Source organism: Nocardia sp. NPDC003183 (assembly GCF_053590715.1).
This window is the reverse complement of record NZ_JBSFTG010000030.1, coordinates 1-19504: the sequence shown is the minus strand read 5'-3', so window position 1 is coordinate 19504 and position 19504 is coordinate 1. Positions and strand designations below refer to the sequence as shown.

At 67.9% G+C, this 19504-nt stretch carries 18 protein-coding genes; 4 read left to right on the top strand and 14 right to left on the bottom strand.

Annotation, left to right across the window (positions count from 1 at the left end; translation table 11 throughout):
• Nucleotides 1-984, top strand: a 984-nt coding sequence (locus ACWDXS_RS35155) for a C40 family peptidase (RefSeq protein ID WP_449972588.1), incomplete at its 5' end; no start/stop codon positions are given.
• Nucleotides 985-1010: 26 nt separating this feature from the next.
• Nucleotides 1011-2423: a cutinase family protein gene (locus ACWDXS_RS35150; protein ID WP_449972585.1), complete on the top strand. Its 1413-nt coding sequence runs from the start codon at nt 1011-1013 to the stop codon at nt 2421-2423.
• A 102-nt stretch (nt 2424-2525) separates the two neighbouring features.
• On the opposite strand, the gene ACWDXS_RS35145 is transcribed toward ACWDXS_RS35150, so the two are convergent.
• Nucleotides 2526-3203: a hypothetical protein gene (locus ACWDXS_RS35145; protein WP_449972582.1), complete on the bottom strand. Its 678-nt coding sequence runs from the start codon at nt 3201-3203 to the stop codon at nt 2526-2528.
• Nucleotides 3204-3873: 670 nt separating this feature from the next.
• Here ACWDXS_RS35145 and ACWDXS_RS35140 point away from each other — a divergent pair.
• Entirely contained in the window at nt 3874-4062 is a 189-nt protein-coding gene (locus ACWDXS_RS35140) for a hypothetical protein (protein WP_449972579.1), read from the top strand.
• 379 nt (nt 4063-4441) lie between these two features.
• On the opposite strand, the gene ACWDXS_RS35135 is transcribed toward ACWDXS_RS35140, so the two are convergent.
• The 13 genes from ACWDXS_RS35135 to ACWDXS_RS35075 form a co-directional block, all read right to left on the bottom strand.
• The gene (locus tag ACWDXS_RS35135) at nt 4442-4891 is read right to left on the bottom strand and encodes a hypothetical protein (RefSeq protein WP_449972576.1); all 450 of its coding nucleotides are present in this window, start codon (nt 4889-4891) and stop codon (nt 4442-4444) included.
• A gap of 93 nt (nt 4892-4984) precedes the next feature.
• Nucleotides 4985-5941 carry a hypothetical protein gene (locus ACWDXS_RS35130; RefSeq protein WP_449972573.1) on the bottom strand — a complete coding sequence of 319 codons (957 nt, stop codon included), beginning with the start codon at nt 5939-5941 and terminating at the stop codon, nt 4985-4987.
• A 324-nt stretch (nt 5942-6265) separates the two neighbouring features.
• Nucleotides 6266-6616: a hypothetical protein gene (locus tag ACWDXS_RS35125; protein ID WP_449972570.1), complete on the bottom strand. Its 351-nt coding sequence runs from the start codon at nt 6614-6616 to the stop codon at nt 6266-6268.
• Nucleotides 6617-6669: 53 nt separating this feature from the next.
• Entirely contained in the window at nt 6670-7062 is a 393-nt protein-coding gene (locus ACWDXS_RS35120; protein WP_449972567.1) for a hypothetical protein, read from the bottom strand.
• Nucleotides 7063-7414: 352 nt separating this feature from the next.
• Nucleotides 7415-7960 (bottom strand): hypothetical protein, encoded by a 546-nt coding sequence (locus ACWDXS_RS35115; protein WP_449972564.1) that lies wholly within the window; start codon nt 7958-7960, stop codon nt 7415-7417.
• A gap of 131 nt (nt 7961-8091) precedes the next feature.
• Nucleotides 8092-8340: a hypothetical protein gene (locus tag ACWDXS_RS35110; protein WP_449972561.1), complete on the bottom strand. Its 249-nt coding sequence runs from the start codon at nt 8338-8340 to the stop codon at nt 8092-8094.
• Nucleotides 8341-8470: 130 nt separating this feature from the next.
• A complete protein-coding gene (locus ACWDXS_RS35105; RefSeq protein ID WP_449972558.1) occupies nt 8471-10174 on the bottom strand; it encodes a hypothetical protein in 1704 nt (567 codons plus the stop codon).
• Nucleotides 10175-10221: 47 nt separating this feature from the next.
• Complete coding sequence (locus tag ACWDXS_RS35100; protein ID WP_449972556.1) at nt 10222-11430, bottom strand: AAA family ATPase; 1209 nt, start codon at nt 11428-11430, stop codon at nt 10222-10224.
• 744 nt (nt 11431-12174) lie between these two features.
• A complete protein-coding gene (locus ACWDXS_RS35095) occupies nt 12175-13992 on the bottom strand; it encodes an AfsR/SARP family transcriptional regulator (protein ID WP_449972553.1) in 1818 nt (605 codons plus the stop codon).
• Between the two features lie 3 nt (nt 13993-13995).
• A complete protein-coding gene (locus ACWDXS_RS35090; RefSeq protein ID WP_449972550.1) occupies nt 13996-14724 on the bottom strand; it encodes a hypothetical protein in 729 nt (242 codons plus the stop codon).
• A gap of 153 nt (nt 14725-14877) precedes the next feature.
• Nucleotides 14878-15996, bottom strand: coding sequence for a lipase family protein (locus ACWDXS_RS35085; protein ID WP_449972547.1), 1119 nt, complete (start codon nt 15994-15996; stop codon nt 14878-14880).
• A complete protein-coding gene (locus ACWDXS_RS35080) occupies nt 15993-17231 on the bottom strand; it encodes a cutinase family protein (protein ID WP_449972544.1) in 1239 nt (412 codons plus the stop codon). The genes ACWDXS_RS35085 and ACWDXS_RS35080 overlap by 4 nt, the downstream gene beginning before the upstream one ends.
• The gene (locus ACWDXS_RS35075) at nt 17228-18037 is read right to left on the bottom strand and encodes a hypothetical protein (protein WP_449972541.1); all 810 of its coding nucleotides are present in this window, start codon (nt 18035-18037) and stop codon (nt 17228-17230) included. Before ACWDXS_RS35075 ends, ACWDXS_RS35080 begins: the two co-directional genes overlap by 4 nt.
• Nucleotides 18038-18787: 750 nt before the next feature.
• Here ACWDXS_RS35075 and ACWDXS_RS35070 point away from each other — a divergent pair.
• Nucleotides 18788-19504 (top strand): MmyB family transcriptional regulator (locus ACWDXS_RS35070; RefSeq protein ID WP_449972538.1); only part of this gene is annotated, 717 nt, incomplete at its 3' end.

Sequence of the window (19504 nt, the reverse complement as noted above, 5' to 3'; positions counted from 1 at the left end):
GGCTGCGCGGCGGTCGTGTTCTTCGTCGTGGTGATCGCGGCCGTCGTGACCACGGTCGTCGTGTTCGACCAATCGCTGAGCACGCCTGTCGCGCCGCCCTCGGCCGGTAGCGGGTCGGCCCCGAGTGCCGAAGCCCGCCAAGGCATCCCGGCCGAGATGCTCGTGCTCTACCAGGCCGCTGCCGGAGATTGCCCTGGTCTGGACTGGTCCGTGCTCGCCGCGATCGGCAAGATCGAGACCGACCACGGCCGGTCCCCGCTGCCGGGAGTGTCCTCGGGCGAGAACAGCTCCGGGGCGGGTGGGCCGATGCAGTTCCTCGCCCCGACCTTCAACTCGGTGACCGCCCGCCACCCCTTACCTGCGGGTGGTGCGACCCCGCCCTCGCGCTACAACCCCTCCGACGCAGTCCACGCTGCCGCGTTCTACCTGTGTGACTCCGGCGCACCCGGCAACCTGTACGCGGCGATCTGGGCTTACAACCACGCCGACTGGTACGTGAACCAAGTCCTCGACCAAGCCGCCCGCTACCGCGCCACCGAGACCGACACCTCGGGCGGCGACTGCCGCACCGCCTCACCATCGAATCCGACTGCTGCGCAGGTGATCTCTTTCGCCTGCGCCCAGCTCGGCCTCCCGTATGTGTGGGGTGGCAACGGGCCCGAGGTCAACGGCGGTTGGGACTGTTCCGGGCTCACCCAGGCCGCCTACCGCGCCGCCGGTATCTCCATCCCGCGCACCACCTACGACCAAGTCCATACCGGCACAACGGTTTCCGAAGACCAGCTCGCGCCCGGAGACCTGCTCTTCTACAGCACCGGCGGGGACGTCCATCACGTCGGCATCTATCTCGGCGGCGGCCAGATGGTGCACGCCCCCACCTTCAACGAGCCGGTCCAGGTCTCGCCCTACCGCTGGGGAGGTGACGACTACTACACCGCCACCCGACCCACACCCGCCCACGACGAGTCCCGCGCCACATCCTGATCACCCTCGACCGGACGGAGAAACCCATGCACCACAACCACACTCGGACCACCCGCCGAGCCGCACACGTGGCACTGTGTGCGGCCATCGCCGCCACCACTATGACGGCCGGTGTCGCCGCCGCAGAACCGACATCCGGCCGCAATGGTGCACAGTGCCCGCGATGGACCGCGCTGCTGGCACCGGCCACCTACGAGACAACCCCCACCGCCACCGGGCAGACCACACCCGGGATCCTCACCCAACTCGGGCAATCGCTGACCGGCCGCTACGGCAGCGACATCGAGGTTCGCACCCTCACCACGACGACCGGTGCAGGTTCGGTGAGCGGAGCCGAACTCACCGCGGCCGTCTCGGGGCTGTGCTCGGACACGCGAGTCGTTTTGGCCGGCTACGGCCAGGGCGCCGAGGTCACCGGCGACCTCGCCGTCAGCATCGGCAACAGCAAGGGCCCGATCTCGGCCTCGCGGGTCGTGGCTGTCGCGCTCGTCTCTGACCCGCGCCGCGACCCCACAACCACCCAGCTCGGCACCCCGGTCTCCGGGCAAGGCGTCACCGGCGCGCGTTCGCAGAGCTTCGGCGAGCTGACCGAGCGGGTCCGCACGCTCTGCCTCGAAGGCGATAGCTACTGCTCGACCACCGCCGAGTCCTCGCCGGTCCTCGCCGCGGTGAGCCGTGCACTCGCCGCCACCTCGGCCACCTCCACCCCGGCCCCGACTTCCCCCACGACCACAGCGAAGGCCCCCACCACCGCGACGAGTGTGCCGACCACCGGCACGGCTTCGAACAGGCAGCTCAGCGCGTCGCAGGTGCTCGCCCAGGTGGTCACCGTCCTCAACGGGCTGGCGAGCTTCACCGCGAACGTGCCCGCCATCGTCACCGACCTCGCTCAACTGCCGGGTCTGCTCGCCAGTAGCGACGTGGGCGGCCTGCACCGCGTGTCCGGGGACCTCAACAACCAGTTCAGCCCGCTGGTCGAGATGACCGACGAACTCGACCTGCGCCTGATCGCGAGCGCATTAAGAATCGCCGCACCGCTGGACACCACCGGTGCGGCAACGATGGCGGCCGAGATCGTCGGTGTTCTGGCCGGTCTCGACATCTCCCGCCTCGCCACCGACATCGGCCTAGCCCAGGAGATCACCTGGACCGCCGCCGAAAACCTCGCCAAAGGCGACCCCGTCGCCGCCTTCTTGGCCCTAACCGGTCTGGCACCGATCGCCGCCGACCTACTCTCGGCCACCGCTTCCGCGTTCACCGGTACGCAATTCCCTGTGCTCACCGAGACCTACACCACCACAACCGGTTCCACCACCAGCACGAGCACCGCCGATCCGGCCTCCCGCCATAGCGACACCGCCGTGTTTCCCACCACTGACTACGACAGCGCCGTCCCAGCGCTGACCAACTGGATCGGACAGACCATCGACCACACTTAGACCCCACAACACCTGAACAGCGAACGGCCGGTGGAGTCGACAATATCCTCAGTCCACCGGCCGTTTCGACGCAGGATCGGAGATCTGTGAGAACGGAACTGCTCAGTCATTTCGCTGTTTTTCCCTGGCTTTGCGATGTCCGAGCGCGATCTGGTGACGCTGCTTGAACGGCGGAGACACCACTTCCGCCTCGTGCTGTTCCCAACCCCGCTGGTCCGGGTCCGGCACCCACAGACCATCGATGGCCTGGCACCTGTCCGCCAACTCTCGAGCACGCAGAACGAAGTCCCACAGCGGCGAATGAGGCGTTGGGAACGTTGCCCTGCTCGTTGGATTGGACTCAAGGTCCCCTTGCAAGATGTGGTCGAGCTCAGCGCACAGCCCACACGCGATATCGCTCTCCGCAAGCGGCGTGGCACAGAATTCCAGGTAGGAACCGATCTTCTCCAAGAGCCGCGCGGAGATGAGAAAGGGGCGCGGACGGTGAGCGAGGTGAAGCAGCGCAAGCCTCGCGCACGTTGTCGCATCGGCACGGCTCGGAACGCTGATGTCGGCCGGACGCAACCTGCGCAGTGGCTGGATGCGCAGCCGCATCACTTCGAAGTCCCTTCCGACTTCGGAGTACTTTCTAATATCACGGCGCTCATCGAAGCGGTGCCAAAACTCTCCGTCGTACTCGACAATCAGGTCGTAAGGCTCATAGCTGGCAACGGAGGGTCGCAAAAGCTCACTGGTGAGACGCCGCCGGGCCTTGCCCTCGCCCTCGATCGAGAACACCATGTCTGCCCGCACCAACCCGGGTGGACCGAGTACGCCTGGTCCGAGCACCACGTCCAGAGCTCCGAAGACATCTCTCTCAGAAACTGACGATCCAGGCTTCGGCTCGGTGCCCAACGGCCCGCGATATCGTCCACCAAACATGGGGACCACCGTAGAGCCAAGGGCTGACACAGTCAGGCACCACTGAACCCCCAAACACCGACACAGCCGCGTTCCCCGCCACCAGCCGCGACACCGCCGCCATATGCTGACCGACTGGATCGAACAGGCCATCGACCACACCACATAGTCCCCGCACCGGCCCGGCACCGCACAGCGAAACTGCCGGTCGTCTCAAGCGAACCACTCGGCACCACCGACAGTTTCAGCGGGTAGACAGGTCAGGAGATGAGCGGCGGGACGGCAAACCTGCGCGAAGATGACGCCAAACGAAAAGGTTCGCCCATATCGGTTCCGCCCCAGCGACCGCAGTTCACAGGGGTTTGCGGCCCAAACTCGCTGTCAGAGTTGCATGCCGGGTACCGGAGACAACGAGCTGGAGGGCAGTGCGTGCACATCTCGTCCGGCCAATTCAGTACGATGACTTACTGTTCGGGCTTTGTCCTGAGCGACAGGAAGATCCGACCTCCACACGCCAACACAACCATGTGTGAACAGGAGGAGATCTCAAGTGCTCAAGGAGGAACTGAACGGCGAGGACCGGTGGTTCACTCAGCAGCTCGTTTTGCTGGTAGTGGGCTTCGTATTGAACGTCGCGTTGGCTTGTCTGCCGATGGTGCTGCCCGTAGGGGCTACCACTGAGCAGCTGTGTCCCGACTCGATGGTTCAGATCGAGTCGGGACACGTCACCTGCAGTTAGTCGGCAATGCCCTTGGAAGCGGCCGACTGTGCACCGGATCCCCGGTGGCCGTTTGGCCACCGGGGATTCTCCGTTTCGAGAAGTCCGCGTGTAATTGTGAACTTCCGAAACTCAATGTTACCCCGTGACGTCCGTGGCCTGTGAGTGAGGGATATACCAGATCGCGGGCCCGATGTTGTTCCGCAGCGGAACATTTTTCCCGGCCGTGTTCGACGCCACCCGGCTACGCCGCCGCCACGCCCGGTCTGACCGACTGGATCGTCGGGGCTATCGGCCGCGCCCAGTAGGCCCCACGCCGTCCCCCACAGCGCACAGCGAACGGCCGGTGGTGCCGAGCGAATCGCTCGGCACCACCGGCCGTTTCAGTCGGTAGGCGGGGTCAGTAGATCAGGGGCGGCACTGCGCGCGGGGTGAACGCGCCCGGGGCACCGGTAGAACGAAACCGCCACAACGGCAACACCTTCGGCACCACAGCGGCGTCGCCACCGGTGTCGCCCTCGTCGCCGTCCGTCACCGGAGTCGGGGTCGCGTCGACAACCCCCAGCGCGGCGCTGCGCGCATCGGCGAAGGTCGTTCCCAGCAGCGGCCCGGTCATGATCCGCACCGAACCAGTGAACGGGAAGAAATCGCCCTCGGTCCGGTGATGCCAATGGGGCAGTATCACCGGTACCCACGGCACCAGAGCGGGCTGCACCGGCGAGCTGAGCTCGCGCACGGCCTCCTCCGCGATATCGATCCACAGCGCAAGGCTGTCGGGGGCTTGTCTGGATTCGGCATACACCTTGTACAGGGCAGAGGCCAGGATGGCGGGGGTGGGAGTGATGTACATGGTCGAGCACCTTTCTCAGCAGATACATTGAGAGGCGCGGTGTCGGACTCCCCGGAGGTAACAGCTCCGGGGATTCCGGCATCGCCCCGATTTTCAGGACGCGAGGGTGAATTTCTTGGGGGCCGTGCTGGTCTGGCGAGCGGTCCCGTCCCTGGCCAACTTGACCAAGGCGTTGTGGACCGCGCCGCTGGACCGTTCGAGGGCCTTACCGATCTGGTGTGGGCTGAACTCCTTTCCTGGGTTGTCGCGCAGGTAGTCCTCGACCTGTCCGCGCAACGCACCGGCGGGCAACCGCTCCGCCGTCGACTCCGCGTCGGCCGCTGCCGGTTCGGCGGGCGGTGCCGGTGCCACCGGGGCCGGGTCGGCGGGATCGTCGCCCGTGGGCGCAGCTGCCGCCGTGTCCGGCGCGCTGTCTGGCACGGGGGCGGCCGGTGCCGCCTCTTCGGCGGGGTCGGTCGGGTCCGGGGTGGCCGGTTCGAGCGAAACAGGCTCCGGCGCGGTGAGTCCCGCTGCGGCAGGTTCCGCCGAGTCGGGCTCCGCCGAGTCGGGTTCCAGGGTCACCGGTTCCGGCTCGGCGGGTACTGCCGGGCCGGGTTGCGGGTTGACCGGTTCGGCGGCGGGTTCGGGCGCGGCCGGTTCCGGGGTGGCCGGTTCGGGCGCGGCCGGTTCCGGGGTGGCCGGTTCGGGCGCGGCCGGTTCCGGGGTGGCCGGTTCGGTGGCCGGTTCGGTGGCCGGTTCGGTGGTCCAGGTTTTCGCGGCGCGGGGCGATTCGGGGTCGGCGACAGACCGCGCGGCCCCGGCGGTTTCCCACCCCGCCAGCAGACGGCGGGCCGTCGACACCCCGATCCCCGCAGCGTCAGCCAGCGCGGCGGTAGTGCTGCCGGGATTGTCGCCCAGCGCCGCCCACAACGCCCGGGTAGTCGGTTTGTCCAGCACGGGCACCACCGGCCGCCCCGAACCGTGTTCCGGGGCCGGGGCCGGGGCCGCAGTTTCCGGGGTAGGCGTGGCCGGTGCCGTGGGCGCGGTGGCGGCGTTCTTCTTTTTGGACATGGGGGATCCTTCCAACATTGGGTTTCGGTGAATTCGGTGATGTCCCGATCGGGACGGAAACCACACCGATCGGGGCGAATTCCCCGGGGGGTCGGTGCTGTTCCGGGTTCCATGGACGCTCGATACGGTGTGCAATGTCAAGCGGAACGTGAAAACAAATTCCGTTCCCGAATTCCTCTCTTCCATTTCCCGAATGCGAACGGCACGAGAGGAATTCGACTCGCGGCTAGCCATTTCCGCGAGGCCAGATGACTCACGCCGGCGACCTCGCCGCGGGGGCCGTGGTCGGCCAGACACAGGCCCGAGCACGAGGCCGTTCGCGAGTCACGCCCGCGACGAGTCGGGCTCGCCGGTGCCCGGCTCAGCGGAGTCGACTTCGGCAGGCTGGGCGCTGTCAACTGCGGGCGTCTGCGCGTCGAGGGCCTCGCGCAACCGTCGCCCGCCGCCGGTCAACTCGTAGTGCACGAGGTGGTCGAGTTCCCAGCTCTCAGCACACTCGACACAGAGGGTGTAGCCGTGGTTGCAACGGGAGGGCTTCCACACCAGCAGGATCCGGCCGTAGGGGTCCTCGCCATCGCGCACCCTCACCAACGCATAGTCGTTGCCGCTGAGTTTGGCTCCGGGTTTGATCACGCCGTCCTCGTCGTGACTCTGGGTGTTCTTCATCTCGCGCATGAATGTCTCCTGCTCACGGTTCGGTATCGGGTTCGGTTGTGTCGCTGGCGGGTTCATCGAGTCAGGTGCTCGAGCAGGGAGCCGGTGGTGCGGTCGAGCCACACACTCACCGCGTGCCCGGCGTGGCTGTCGCGCAACCGGTTCACCGCACCGGTGGCGTAGGCGGCGATGTCGTCGGGATGCACGAGGTGCACGCGCGGGATAGCGAGCCGGTCCGTGCTGCCGGTCACGTGCGCGACGGTGTACATGCCGCGCTCGTCGTGGCCGCCGGGGGCGTAGATGACGAACTGATCGCCGGTGACGGGGTTGGCGGCGGCGTAAAGGGCGTCGAGTGCGGCCGTGGTGGGGACCGGCACGGCGTTGCTGGCGAGCACGGTGGTGGTCTGGACTCGGGAATCGGTGGTGTGCGGCGCGGGCGTCCCCGGCGGCGCACTGAGTCTGTGCACGGTGGGCGGGTTCGCGCCTGCCGGTCGATGAACCACAGCTCCCCACCGACTCGGGCGGTCGGTCCGCCGGAATGACTCGCGCGTGGTCGGTCACCGACCGCGAGCGCAGTCTGGGCTCGGGGTAGCCCGCGTGCGCGGGGGTTGGTGGTCTGCGGTGTCGGTGGGCGGGCGATCCATCCGCCGACGATGACGAACAATCCCTCGGTGTCTTCTCGTACGAGTGCCATCAGATCCTCATTTTTGCGCGGTGCGGTTGTCGTGCTGGTCGATTGGTTCGCTCACCCGGGCTGACTCCGGGTGCTCGGCCTCGGGCGCGGTGGTCACGCCCGAGGCCGAGCCGTTGCCAGGGGGTTCAGTCCACGACGAGGTGTTGCAAGATTTCCGTGGGTGTGAACAGGCCACTGGTGGCGAGGTGGTGGCGGGTTTCGGCGAGGTAGGCGAGCCCGTCGTCGATGTCGGCCGCCTCAGATTCGATGCGGTCGTGGGTGTCGGGGTTGTAGAAGCGGCGCGCGCGCAACGTGGCCGAGATCGCGGTCAGTTGCTGGGCGAGCGCTTGCGCTGCCTCGGCGATCTCGGCCTGGTCTCGGCGCAGCCCCGCGAGCACGTTGTCGCGTTCGGCACTGCGGTAGGCGTGCATCCGGTCGAGCCATTCCGGCGACGGCTCCTCGTCTGCGGGGGCCAAAGACCACGGAGTCGCGTGGGCCCGGCCACCGGTCGAGGTCTGGATCGAGCACATGAGGATGCCGTCGTCGCTGTAGATGTTGCGCACGACCCCGCGCCAGGTGCGGTTGTTGTGGCCGGTCACCTCGTCACCGACTCTGATCGGGCAGGCCACCTTGGGGCGAGTGTCGGTCTCGGTCGGGCTCTGGTCGGTGGTGTCGTGGGTGTTGTCGGTCATGGTGTCGTGTCCTGTCGTTGTCGCCTGTTCGGGCGGTTGGTTGTCGGGCGAACAAAGGGGGCCGGGCGGTAGGTGCGGCCCCGGTTGTGGTGCCCCGAGCGCGGTGTCGTGCCCGGGGCACCCGGGGTTTGTCAGCGACCGGGGCGGGGTCCGGGCAGGTCGGTCCAGCAGGACGGGCAGATGCGGGATTTGATGAACTCGCGGTCGGGCGCGCTCAGATGTGGCACGGCGTTCTGGATCGCCAGAAGTCGCTCACTCCACGCGGCGAACTGGTCCCGGTTGACAGGGAAGGTCGCGCTCTGCTGGCAGGTATCGCAGGTGACTTCCACGGCGAGGTCCAGGGGCGGGGGTGTGTCGAGGTGGTCTCGGCTGTCGGTCATGAGGGTGAGTTCCTTTGCGGTGGGGTGAATTCCCCGGCCGCTGCCCCGCGTTCGTACGGGGCAGGCAGGCACGGGCGGGCGGGGGTTGGGTGCCCCGGGCACGCGGGTGCGTGCCCGGGGCAACACGGGGTTAGGTGGCGGCGCGTACGGCGGCGGTAGCGGCGCGCCCGATCGCGGTGGCGGTAGCGGCCGGGTCGTGGGCGATTCGGTGCATGGTCGCCCCGTCCAGCGGGGTCACCTTGCCGGTGGCCGGTGCCAGCCACAGCACCGCGCACCCGGCCGCGCGTAGCGCGTTGAGTCGTTTCTGCCCACGGATTCGGGGGGAGGTCGCGTAGTCGCCGTCGGAGATGATCACCAACAGCCTCGTTGCCCCGGGCCGGGCCAGACCGAGCGCACCGTCGAGGGCCTCGATGGCGGAGTCGATGGCTTCCCAGTTATCCGGGCAATCGAACTCGGTGACATATTTGGGGGCGGTGCCCGGGTAGACAATCGGTGCGACCGAGGCCCCGAAAGTCACCGTGGCGGTCGTGGCGGGCAGCGCGGACAACTCCGCCGCGCGGGCGACGATCCACGCGGCCGAGGCCACCGGGGCAGCGAACCGAGCCATCGAGCCAGAGACATCGCAGGCGATCCCGACTCGCAGCGGCGGCAGCGGAGTCATCTTGCGGGTGGTGCGGGTGAACGGTTCGGCGGTCGGTATCGCCCCGGCGGCGCGTTGGGCCTCACGCGCCAACGCACCGCGCATCCGCAACCGGCCCGGCGGCACCGCCGAAGTCGTTCTCACAGCGGCGCGTTCGCGAGTGCTGGCGGTATCGAGGGCCCGTGCCAGCACCCGCGCGGCGGATTGTTCATCCGGGCGCGGAGGCCGGGTCGTGCGAGTACTGGTCGAGGTGTCGGTGCTCGTGTCCTTGCCGAACACCGCCTCCGCTTGCGCGGTGGCGCGTTCATCGGACTCGTCGGCCTCGCGACGCGCGGCAGCAGCGGCCTCGGCCGGATCGGGTTCCACCCGTGCCCTCGACACGGCCTCGTTGATGTTGGCGATCGTGGCACCGATCGCGGCCGAGAGCGGCGAGTGCGGGACCGGCTCGTCATGCGGGTCGGTGCCCACAATGTCGAGCCACTGCTGCCCGAGTTCGAGCATGGTCGCGGCATCGTCGTCGGCGACAGTGTGAGCCGCCTGCCAGATCGCCCGCAACTGCGCGAGTTTGTCAGCGCCGAGGATGACCTCGATCGTGTTGGCGGCGGGTGCGCACTCGGTCGAGTCGAGGACACCGCCATCGACTCGGCCGAGGATGAGCGCGGCGTTGTGCGCGGCAGCGTAGGGGGTGGGTGGGATCGCGGCGGCAGCGCTCGCACCGCCGTTGTCGCCGATCACGATCTCGGTAGCGCTGGCGCGTAGCCAGTGCCGGTCGTCGGGGCGACGGCGGATCTGAGCGGCCTCGATCCGTGACTCTTCGAGCAGCATCGCGGCCTCGATCACGGCCGGGTTCGCCACCAAGGGCCGTTCCCACACCGAATGTTTGGCATGGGCGCATTCGTGGACGAACGCACCCCACACCGCCGCGTACCGGTTGCGGTCGCTGTTGCGATCGGGGTGGGCGGTGGCGGGATCGATCCCGAGGCGAGTCCCGTCGAGTTCGATCGCCGCACTATGGGGCATGAACACCGCCGGGTGCCCGTAGGCAGCACCCGGGGCGATCGAGACGACCAGGTCCTCGCGGTCGGCGATCGGTGGGGCCTCGGCGGTCAATTTGGCAGACAGGGAGTCCCAGCCATCGGTGGCGGGTGCGGGGGTAGGGGTGGCGGTCGGGTCGGCGATCAGGTGTCCGGTCATCGCGGGAGTCCTTTCAAGTGAGGCGGGGGTTGGATGCGGGGCCGAGGTCACAGGCGCGGGCCCAAAGTCAGCGGGGCGTGGCGGGTGCCGTACACACTGCGCACCACATCGGCCACGATGGCGCGGTCCTCTTCGGGTGCGGCACCGATCAAATTGGCTGCGGCGGTATCGGTATCGGTGGCGGCGGCGATCTTGCGGAACGCCAACAGCTCGCGCAGTTGCGGGGCCCACCCGATCTCGCCCTTGTCCTTGCGGGCGGCAAGATTGCGCGCCACCTTGACCGCCTTTTTGTCCACCCCGAGCTGTTCGGCGAGGTCGTAGTCGCTGCCTACCTGCACTTGGAACGCGAACCGGGAAGACAGGGCATCGGACAAAATGGCACCGTGCACCCCGGGGTTGTGCCCGGCCACCACGAAGAACCCGGGGGCAGCAGTCACGACCTCGCCACCATGGGCTTTGATCACGATCTCTTTGCGCCCGTCCATCGCCGGGTACACCACCGAGAGCACGGTCGGCGGAATGAGAGTCGCGTCGTCGATGAACAGCACCCGACCCTCGCGCATCGCCCGGACCAATGGCCCATGCACGAATTGGAAAGTGCCATCGGGGTTTTGGGTGTACTCCCCCACGAAATCGGCGACCGTGGTGTCCCCATCACCTTGCACGGTCAACAAGTCGCCGAACGCGGCCTCGATCAGCGAGGTTTTTCCGGTTCCGGGCGGCCCGTACAGCAGTACGGGGACTTCGGCGGTGCGCATGGTCTGGAGTACGTCGACATCGGCACGCCCGGCGAGTTTGCGCACGTGGTAGGGCTGCCCGTTCGGCCGGGCCACGGTGTTACCGGTACGCGCCGGGGTGGCGGGTGCCGGGGTGGCAGGGGCGGCCGGGGCGGGGGCCGCTGTGGGTTTCCGGCGCGTGCAGCGCGGGGCCGGGGTGGTGGCACCACCGGCGGCGGGGGCAGGGGCGGCGGGGGCCGGGGTAGCCGCCGGGGCCGGGGTGGTAGCGGCGGCGGCGGTGTTTTCGTTGGCGCGGTAGCGGCGCGGTGTGGCCGATGTGCGATCGGCGTGCCCGGACTTGGTCAGCGCTTCCAGCGCGTTACCGACAGCACCGGAAGAACGCACGAGCTTTTTCGCGATATCGCGCGGTGACAGTTCGAGCCCGGGGCTGCCTGCCAACTCCCCGGCCACCATGCGCCGCAATTCGCCATTGCCCAAACGCGCACCGGTAGCGGGTGCCGGGGTGGTAGTTGTCGCCATTTTGACTCCTGAAAATTGAATCCGTTTCACGCTGCCAGCGCGGATCGTGGCATAGGTGTGGCGAGTTCGCCAATCGGATTTCCGAGTTTCCCCGATGAATTTCGGGAACGATTCGACGCTAACTCGACTCGCGACGGAAATACAACCCGAAAAAGCAGAAATATTTACGCAATTTCGGCGCGAGCACACCAATTCGACCGCGCAAAACCAGAAAGAAATGCGCACCAGCCGAGCCGCATCGGATTCGCGACACCCACCAACAACAACTGATTCAAATAAGATAACTAAAATAAAGAGGGAGAAATAAGGGGGAAGCTGGGGATTAGGGAAACAGGATAGATGACCCAAGGGCGGCCGACGAGCGACAAGAGCGCACCGGCAGAGCATGTCTATACAGCTTTGTGTATAGACAATCCTGGGTAACACCCGTCCGGAGATATGCGGCTTCACCTGCATTTATTCAGCGTTTGGGTGGGTCGTTTTGATCACCGCACCGAACACAGCACGCATCCTCACCACCGAACCTCGCACGGAGAATTTTTCATCGAGCCACCCGATAGGCTCAAGCCATCGACCTGACGTGGTAGCCATTCAATCGCGGCCTATTCGGGTTTTCCCTATGCTGACACCAGCGATATTTCTGAAATTTCCCCACGCACCATTCGTGCCATTCCTGCAATCGTAGCAATTCGATTCACTGAATGATCGACTATCATTGAACACGGGTCTGCGGTGGCTCTACTTCTACTTTGCGGTGTGGCGAAGTTGTTCGAGGAGGAGTCGTGTCTCAGAGCTCGGGGTCTGGCCGATTTCGGCGAGCTTGTGGGTCATGAGTGAGTAGGTGCGGGCGAGGGCCGAGTATTCCCCGAGACGGGCGTGTAAGCGGAGAATGTCTTGCCAGACGGTCTCGTTGTAGGGGTCACTCTCCGCGGTTTTCTCGAGCAGACCCAGAGTGGCGCGCGGGTCGTTTTCGGTGTTGCGGGTGGCCAGCCAGCTCAATGCGTTGAGAGCGTTGCGCCGCGCCGATTCACGCAGCGCCTCGACCCATGTGTCGGAGAGGTCGCTGGCGAGTTCGCTGGTGGCCAGTTCCGCGATATGGCGGGCGGCGGCGACCTGGTCGGTCTCGCTGCTGGCGCTGTGACGCGCGGCGACGGCGGCGTTGAAGTCCCAGTAGTCGACGCCGACCAACACTCTGGATAGGCGGTAGTGCGGCTGGTCGTCGATGAGCAGCCGGGGGATCTGGCCGCCGGTGGCAGCGTTGATGGAGGTGCGCAGGCGGCTCAGGGCATTGGTGAGCGCACCGGTAGCCCGTACCGGTGCGCGGTCGCCCCACAGCAGCTCGGTCAGTCGGGCGCGCGAGAGCCCGTCCGGGTGCAGGGCGAGCATGGTCAACAGCTCGCGACTGCGGGGCCGCAGCTGGTTGGTGATCTCCACGCTCTCGGTGCCATCGGCGGCGCCCCAGAAGATTCGGGTCGGACCGAAGACCCGCACAGACAGAGCGGGCACGGTGTCCTGCGGCGTCTGGACCGGTGTGGAGTACTCCGACTCGGGCGCGGGGTCGGGCCTGGGATCGGGGACAGGTGCCGCGGCGAGGTCGTCCTCGACAGGTTGGCCGGCATCCTCGCCTGCGCTGGCGAGTATGGGCTCATAGACGGGTGTCATCGTGAGGGGGTCGGGGCCCTGGACGACCGAAGGCTCGGGTGCGCGCGGAGGCGCTGAGACTGCGGGTGCCGGGTCGAGGCGGTAGATCGTAGGCGCGCTGGCCTGGGGGCGGGTCCGCCAGTTCTGGCGGGCTGCAGGGGGTGTGGGTGGCGGCCGGTCTGTGCCGGTGGGTGCGCGGAGCTGGTGGTGCAGGTCCGTGGCGATTGTGCGCGCAGCCGGGAGCAGGCGCGGGCGGCGGCGCGGTGCGCGGGTGCCGTGCAGCAGCGCCTGCGCGCTGGTCCGGTTCTCGGGCAGGGTGCCCAGTAGCGGGAGCCCGAGAAGGGTGGCGTAGTCGCCGCGGGCACTCGCGCCGATGAGCACGACTCCGCGGCATCGGCTGTGGCGGGCGAGGGCACGGATGCGGTGGGCGGCCTGCTCGGGGTCGTTGTGCTCGGCGCGCACCACGACCAGGCAGGCGTCGGCGGCGGCCATGACCGGGTCCGGTACCGAATCCGGGGCGAGGACACCGCAATCAGCGAATACGGTCACGCCGAGTTCGGCCCAGCTCGCCTGCGCAGCGATCAGCCACTGCGCGGCCTGCTCAGCTCGGTCGGCGTCGCGGTGTGGTGGCGCGGCCAGCAACGCTTCCCCACCGGGCAGGTACTGCATGTGCTGGGCCAGCAGGACCGGGTCGATCGGCTCGCCGGGGATGATCGCGCGGGGCAGGCTCGCCAACCCCCGATACGGGTCAGCATCGACCATCTCGGCGAGCTGGCCGCCGTCGGAGTCGACTTCCACGATCAGACCGGCTTCCGGGCCGGGCCAGGTACGGGCGAGAGCGAGAGTGGTCACGGTGGTACCGGCACGCGGACTCAGACCCACGACCGCGATCAGCAACGGCGCCTGCGAGCCTGGACGCATCCCCTAACCCCGCTTCTGAAAGTTGGAGATCAGCAACGCAGGCCCGGTCTCAGCAGGGCGGGTGTTGATCAGCTGGAGATAGTCGACGCGTTTGCGGTCGGGGTGCAGCTCGGCGACGTGCACATTCGCAGTGGTCGCCGAGATCGGCGTGATCGCCACACAATGGGTCGTGCCCGCCGGGATCGAGGCAATACCCACGGCGAGTCCTTCGGGGGCGATCCCGGCCTCCGGCGCGACCAGCCGCAGCGCCGCCTCGGCGTTGCGGTGGACGTAGTAAGCGGCCTCGAAGGCGGCGATCAGGCCGGGCACGGTGGTGGGGTCGCCGTCGCGGTCGGTGACCACGGTGCCCGACAGTCCGGTGCACGCCCCTTCAGCAGTGGATGTCGCGCTCGCAGGTGCCGCCGTGGCACGAACGTCGCCGCCGGTTTCACCGGAGTCGTCGGTCGTCGACAACGCCACCGCACCGGCCAGGACTGCGACGATGGCCGCCAGCGCGGCCCAGGCCCCGCCCGGCAACCGCTGCCACACCGTGGCCCACCACGTCGGGGACCGGCCCGTGTCGGCGGTATCGGGAGTGTCCGCCTGCGTGATCAGCCAGCGGTCTTCTCGTGGAGGAGATTCGGGACGCGCTCGGGGATCTGGGTCGGACAGGATGTGTGGCTCGGGTATCAGGTGGGGCTGGTCGCGCCGCGACCATGGGTCCTCGTCATCGTGATTGTTGGGAAACCTCATTCATTTCGCCTCGGGGAGAGTGGATCTCGGATCGGATGATGCTCCGGGGCCTACCCGCACCCGGGGAAGGGGGTTGCGGGGTGCGGGCAGGTTCCCCGGAGGGGTTCAGGGGCGGGTCGTGGGCTCGGCCGCCGAGGGTGTGGTGGGCTGGTGTCAAGGCGGATTGGCGATATCCACGGTCAACTTGGCCAGGACATCGGAGATCGCCAGGTGCGCGGTCGCACGATGGTCGGCGTCGTACTCGTGCCAGTCGACCTGCGTGCCACGCTGCCGGTAGGCGATCAGAGTGCGCCGACCGGCTTGTACGGGGACGACGATGTCGGGTTCGCCGTGGTAGAGATGCAGCGGCACTTCGGGTTTGATGTGGCCCAGCGATTCCAACGCGAGGACCCGCCGCCACCAGTGGTCGTTCCACGGATCCGGCACACGGCACCAATGCGCCAACGGTTGCGGGAAGCGTTGCAGCAGTTCGCGACCGGTGAGGTAGCGGGCCTCGGCGGCAGCGGCGAGACCGTCCTCGTTCAGCACGTGACGAAGCGGGAGCTTGTTGTAGGCGTGAGACAGCCCGATCAGCCCGGCCAGGCCCAGGCCCGCCAAGCCCAGCCCGGCCAGGCCCGCGCCGAGGTCCTCGCCGCTGCCTCCGCTGATCACCGGTGCCATGGCCGCCAGGTCGGAGACCACGGCCCCGGCGGCGACTCCGCGTAGGTCCACCTCGGGTGCGTACCAGGGCTGCAGTTCCCCGGCAGCGGCGGCGACCCGTCCGCCGTCGGCGTAGCCCCAAGCCACGACCGGCGCGACCGGAAGAGCGAGGTCAGAGGCCCGGTAGATCGCGCGAGCCAGATCGAGCACTACTTTGGCTCCGGCGGCGCGAGCGGCCAGGAAGGTATGTGGGCCGGTGCCCGCGCCGAGTCCTTGCCCGTCGGGGATGGCGACCACCCAGCCTCGCGCGAGTGCTCGGTCGATGCCGGCCACGTCGTACTCGGTGCCCGTCGCCAGCAGTTGCGAGGTCGTGCAGACACCACCCAAGCCACGAAAAGGCGGGCACCACAGCAGGATCGCCATCGACCCGGGCTCGGCGACCAGCTCGGGCAGGAGCACGATCGCCGAAGCCGCGATCGGCTGGGACCGTGAATCGGTGGAGACGTAGACGATCTGCCACGCCCCGGCTGCTCCGGCCAGCTGTGGCACGAACACCGGGCGAAGGCGCACGATGTCACCCGGGCGCGCGCCTTCGCGCAGGATCGGTGTCTGGAAGAAGTCGGTGATGGTCATGATTGGCTCCCGGCGAGGTCGTGGGCCAGGGCGGTCAGCCACGCGACCCCGCTGGCGAGTTGCCCGTTCGCGGCGTAGCCGGTGTGGCGGGCGGGAATGTCGCTGTAGCGCAACCACACCGACGGGTCGATGAGGTCGGCGTTGTCGGTGACCAACTGCCCCCACGCGCCCGACAAACTCGCCGCCAGAGAAGGCAGGGTCGTCAGCGGGTTCGACGCGACCGTGGCGGTGATCTGCGCCCAGCGAGCATCGGCGGCGGCCGTCTCGCTCGGGCCCGGGGCCGGTGTGCGCGAGTCGGCGGCATCGGTGAGCCGTTGTGCCAGACTCGCCGCGGGCATATACGCCACCGAGCCAGGCCCGATCTGGAAATCGTTGAGCACCACAGTGGTCCAGGCGTCACCGAGCGCACCCGACAGCAAGCCGTGGACCGAGCTGATCGCGGCGATCGGGTCGCGCAGGTCGGCCTGGGCGGCGAGTTGGGCGGCCACCCTCAGTAACGCCGCGCGGTCGGGTGCCGCGCAGCTGAGGTCGCCCTCGACACAGATGTCGGCGACTCTGCCCGTCAGCGACCCGAAATCGATCCCGGCGGTCGTGGCGATCCCGCCGCCGGAGGCGACGGCCGTGCTCAGGGAGATCTGAGAGACCGCCGCCCCCGCCGTGCCCGGTGCCGGGTCCGGAGTCAGCTGACCGGGACGGCCCGCGATGACCGGCGAGCCCGGAGCGCGATCGGGATCGGAGTACAAGGCCACCGCGGCGACTCGCTCAGGCGCCACCGGACCTTCCCCCGCCCCGACGATCTGGGCGAACCCCGATGCGACTTGTGCGCCTTGGGAATACCCGACCACGGCCTGCGAGGTCGCCGGGCAGGTCGCGGCGACGTCTTCGGAAGCGTCCAGCAGCGCGTTGAGGCCGATGTTGGCCGAGACCGTGTAGAGGTCGGTACCGCCGCCGGTGCCCGGTGCTCCACCGAACGAGGCGGGGTATTGGATGTAGGTGCGCTCCACCAGGTTCGGGACGTCGGCGGCGACCGGACCGAGCAGGTCGCCGAGCATCCCGGTATCAGCGGTTTCGGATGCGCCGGGTGAGGACTCGCTGGTGCCCTGCACCCCGAGGACCCACAGCGCCGGGCAGCTCGGCCCCGCCGGGGACGGTTGCGCGACAACAGGGCTCGGTGTGCTCAGGCCACCGGCGAGGGTGGCCAGAACGGCCGCGGCGAGGACACGTCGACCGGTCATGGTTGCCCGACCCCCGCCCCGGCACCGAATCCCGCACCGACTGTGCCGCCGACCAACGCGCCGACGGCAGCGACAGGCACCCCGGCCACCACCGCACCCGCGAGCGCACCCGCCGCCGCACCGAGTGCTGTCCCGGCGACGCCCGTGGTGATCGTGCCGATGACCGGGATCGCGACCACGGTTCCGATTGCGGCCCCGGCGATTCCGCCGATGGTGCCACCCGCCAGCGCGCCCACAGCCGCACCAGCGGCTGCTGCGGGGGCACCGGCTATCGTGCCGCCGATCGCGCCTCCGGCTCCGGCACCGGCGACCGTGGCCCCGGCGACCCGATCCGAACGCCCGGCCGGGAGCCCGACCGAGTCCAGGAATGTCGCGGCCTGGGCTTCCAGGTCGGCGGCGACGGTGTTGATCGTGTCGCCGACCTCTGGCGGCAGCCACTCCGGGTCGGGGAATTGTGCCGTCCCGATCCGGATCGTGTCCGGCGGTGGCTCGATCGGCGCGACCGGCTCCACCGGCACCGGAGTGTGCAGCTCCACGACATACACCGGCGGGGCGGGAGCGGGCCAGGGCTCAGGGCGCGGAGCAGGACCGTTGCGAACCTCGGGTGGCTGCTCGACATACAGCGACGGTTCGGGTTCCGGGGCCGGAGGCGGTGCGGGAGCATTGGTTCCGGGTTGTGCGGGGGCCGTGACGCCGGGCTGGTCAGCGATCGAGGCCAGCGGAGCCATCGCATTCGCGGGCGCGATGGCCAGCATCATCAGTACCGGCACCGCACCGGCGGCCACCACGCGGCCACTCCACAGCATCCGCCCTCCGTACGACAGGCGACGGCTGCGGACTGGGTCGCAGACCAGCCCCGGGGGCTCGGCAGCAACCAGCGATAGATTCCCATTCTTGGGCATGACAAATAACCCTTCGACGAAGGTGGAAAAAGACCAGCGAAAAGACCAGGAAATAGGCTAGGAATTGCGCGAGTGTGCGACAAATTCCCGTGCCTCCCGGCTGCGGATAGCAGCCGGGAGAATCGGATTGTCGCCTGTTCTGATCAGGCGAGAACCGGCGTACCGATCAGAAGAACGGCAGCACCTGCGTGGCGATTGCCAGCACATTCGAGACCAGCGCAGCACCGGAACTGAGTACCGACAAAACGGTGTAGAGGTCCATGACTTGCCTTTCGGAGCAGGAGTGATACCCCACCATCAAAACCCCGAAAACCCCACCGCGCTACCCCCTTTGGCGGGTAAATATTGTACTGCTACTTTCTATACCACCCGCCTTATGGTAGGTGGCCTGCGCTAATCGGAAAAAGTGGTAAAAAAAGTGTCGGAAAGAAAATTTTCCGGCGAGTGCCCCCCAGCGGAATAGCGCTGGAAATACCAGAAGTGCCCGGCGCGGAGTAGCGGTAGCTAGCTGTCAGCGAAGTCACAGCGAATGACCGGTGGCCGGGCCGGTCTGTTTCTGGTACGAATTAAAACAACTCCTGGGGGGGAGTTAACCCTTCAACCTAACCCGTGGTGAAGGGGCAAAGGAAGACCTACGTAGGAGGGGATTGACACATGAACCGGAGGACCAACCCACCCAACGATCCGCGGCGAGCACGCGCCAGCGGCGACACCAAGCTTCCTGACCTGGCCCGATGGGTGCGCCAGGTCCGCGAGCACCGCGGCCTCAACCGGCCCGAGGCCGCCGGCCTTCTCGACGTCGGCTACGAGCTGCTCAAAAAGATCGAGTACGGCAAGGCCACCTGCACCCCTGCGGTGCTCGAGAAGATGATCACCACCTACGACCTCGATACCGCGCAGGCCCGCCACAGCCTCGACCTCGCCGAGCACCCTGTCGCGCTGGCCCAGATCGAGCACCTGCGAACCCGTCACAACACCACCGACCACCTCGCGATACTGACCGACTTCGACGAGCGCGCCATACCCGCCGCCTACATCGATCCCCTCTGGAATGTCGTCTACGCCAACGACCACTTCCACGCCGAGCTACCCGGCATCGACCGCTACGACGACAACCTCGCTTTGTTGTTCTTCCACCCCGGCAGCACCACCCACACCGCCGAACCCCTTGTCGTGCAATGGGACCGCGCCGCCGCCTACTTCGTCGCGACCCTGCGTGCCGCATTCGGCATCCACCGCGACACCCCCGAAGCGCAGCTGCTGTACCAGAAGCTGCGTGGCGCGGTCACTTTCACCGACTTGTGGGACAACAGCATCGCCGTTGCCTACGGCTACCAGACCGAAGAGCCCATCCAACTCCGCGAGCCCGAC

Bases quoted from the DNA above. Each gene is read 5' to 3' on its own strand.
- ACWDXS_RS35090 (WP_449972550.1), bottom strand. From the start codon at position 14,724: ATGAGGTTTCCCAACAATCACGATGACGAGGACCCATGGTCGCGGCGC.
- ACWDXS_RS35150 (WP_449972585.1), top strand. From the start codon at position 1,011: ATGCACCACAACCACACTCGGACCACCCGCCGAGCCGCACACGTGGCA.
- ACWDXS_RS35080 (WP_449972544.1), bottom strand. From the start codon at position 17,231: ATGACCGGTCGACGTGTCCTCGCCGCGGCCGTTCTGGCCACCCTCGCC.
- ACWDXS_RS35105 (WP_449972558.1), bottom strand. From the start codon at position 10,174: ATGACCGGACACCTGATCGCCGACCCGACCGCCACCCCTACCCCCGCA.
- ACWDXS_RS35135 (WP_449972576.1), bottom strand. From the start codon at position 4,891: ATGTACATCACTCCCACCCCCGCCATCCTGGCCTCTGCCCTGTACAAG.
- ACWDXS_RS35115 (WP_449972564.1), bottom strand. From the start codon at position 7,960: ATGACCGACAACACCCACGACACCACCGACCAGAGCCCGACCGAGACC.
- ACWDXS_RS35130 (WP_449972573.1), bottom strand. From the start codon at position 5,941: ATGTCCAAAAAGAAGAACGCCGCCACCGCGCCCACGGCACCGGCCACG.
- ACWDXS_RS35100 (WP_449972556.1), bottom strand. From the start codon at position 11,430: ATGGCGACAACTACCACCCCGGCACCCGCTACCGGTGCGCGTTTGGGC.
- ACWDXS_RS35110 (WP_449972561.1), bottom strand. From the start codon at position 8,340: ATGACCGACAGCCGAGACCACCTCGACACACCCCCGCCCCTGGACCTC.
- ACWDXS_RS35125 (WP_449972570.1), bottom strand. From the start codon at position 6,616: ATGCGCGAGATGAAGAACACCCAGAGTCACGACGAGGACGGCGTGATC.
- ACWDXS_RS35085 (WP_449972547.1), bottom strand. From the start codon at position 15,996: ATGACCATCACCGACTTCTTCCAGACACCGATCCTGCGCGAAGGCGCG.
- ACWDXS_RS35145 (WP_449972582.1), bottom strand. From the start codon at position 3,203: ATGGTGTTCTCGATCGAGGGCGAGGGCAAGGCCCGGCGGCGTCTCACC.
- ACWDXS_RS35095 (WP_449972553.1), bottom strand. From the start codon at position 13,992: ATGCGTCCAGGCTCGCAGGCGCCGTTGCTGATCGCGGTCGTGGGTCTG.
- ACWDXS_RS35075 (WP_449972541.1), bottom strand. From the start codon at position 18,037: ATGCTGTGGAGTGGCCGCGTGGTGGCCGCCGGTGCGGTGCCGGTACTG.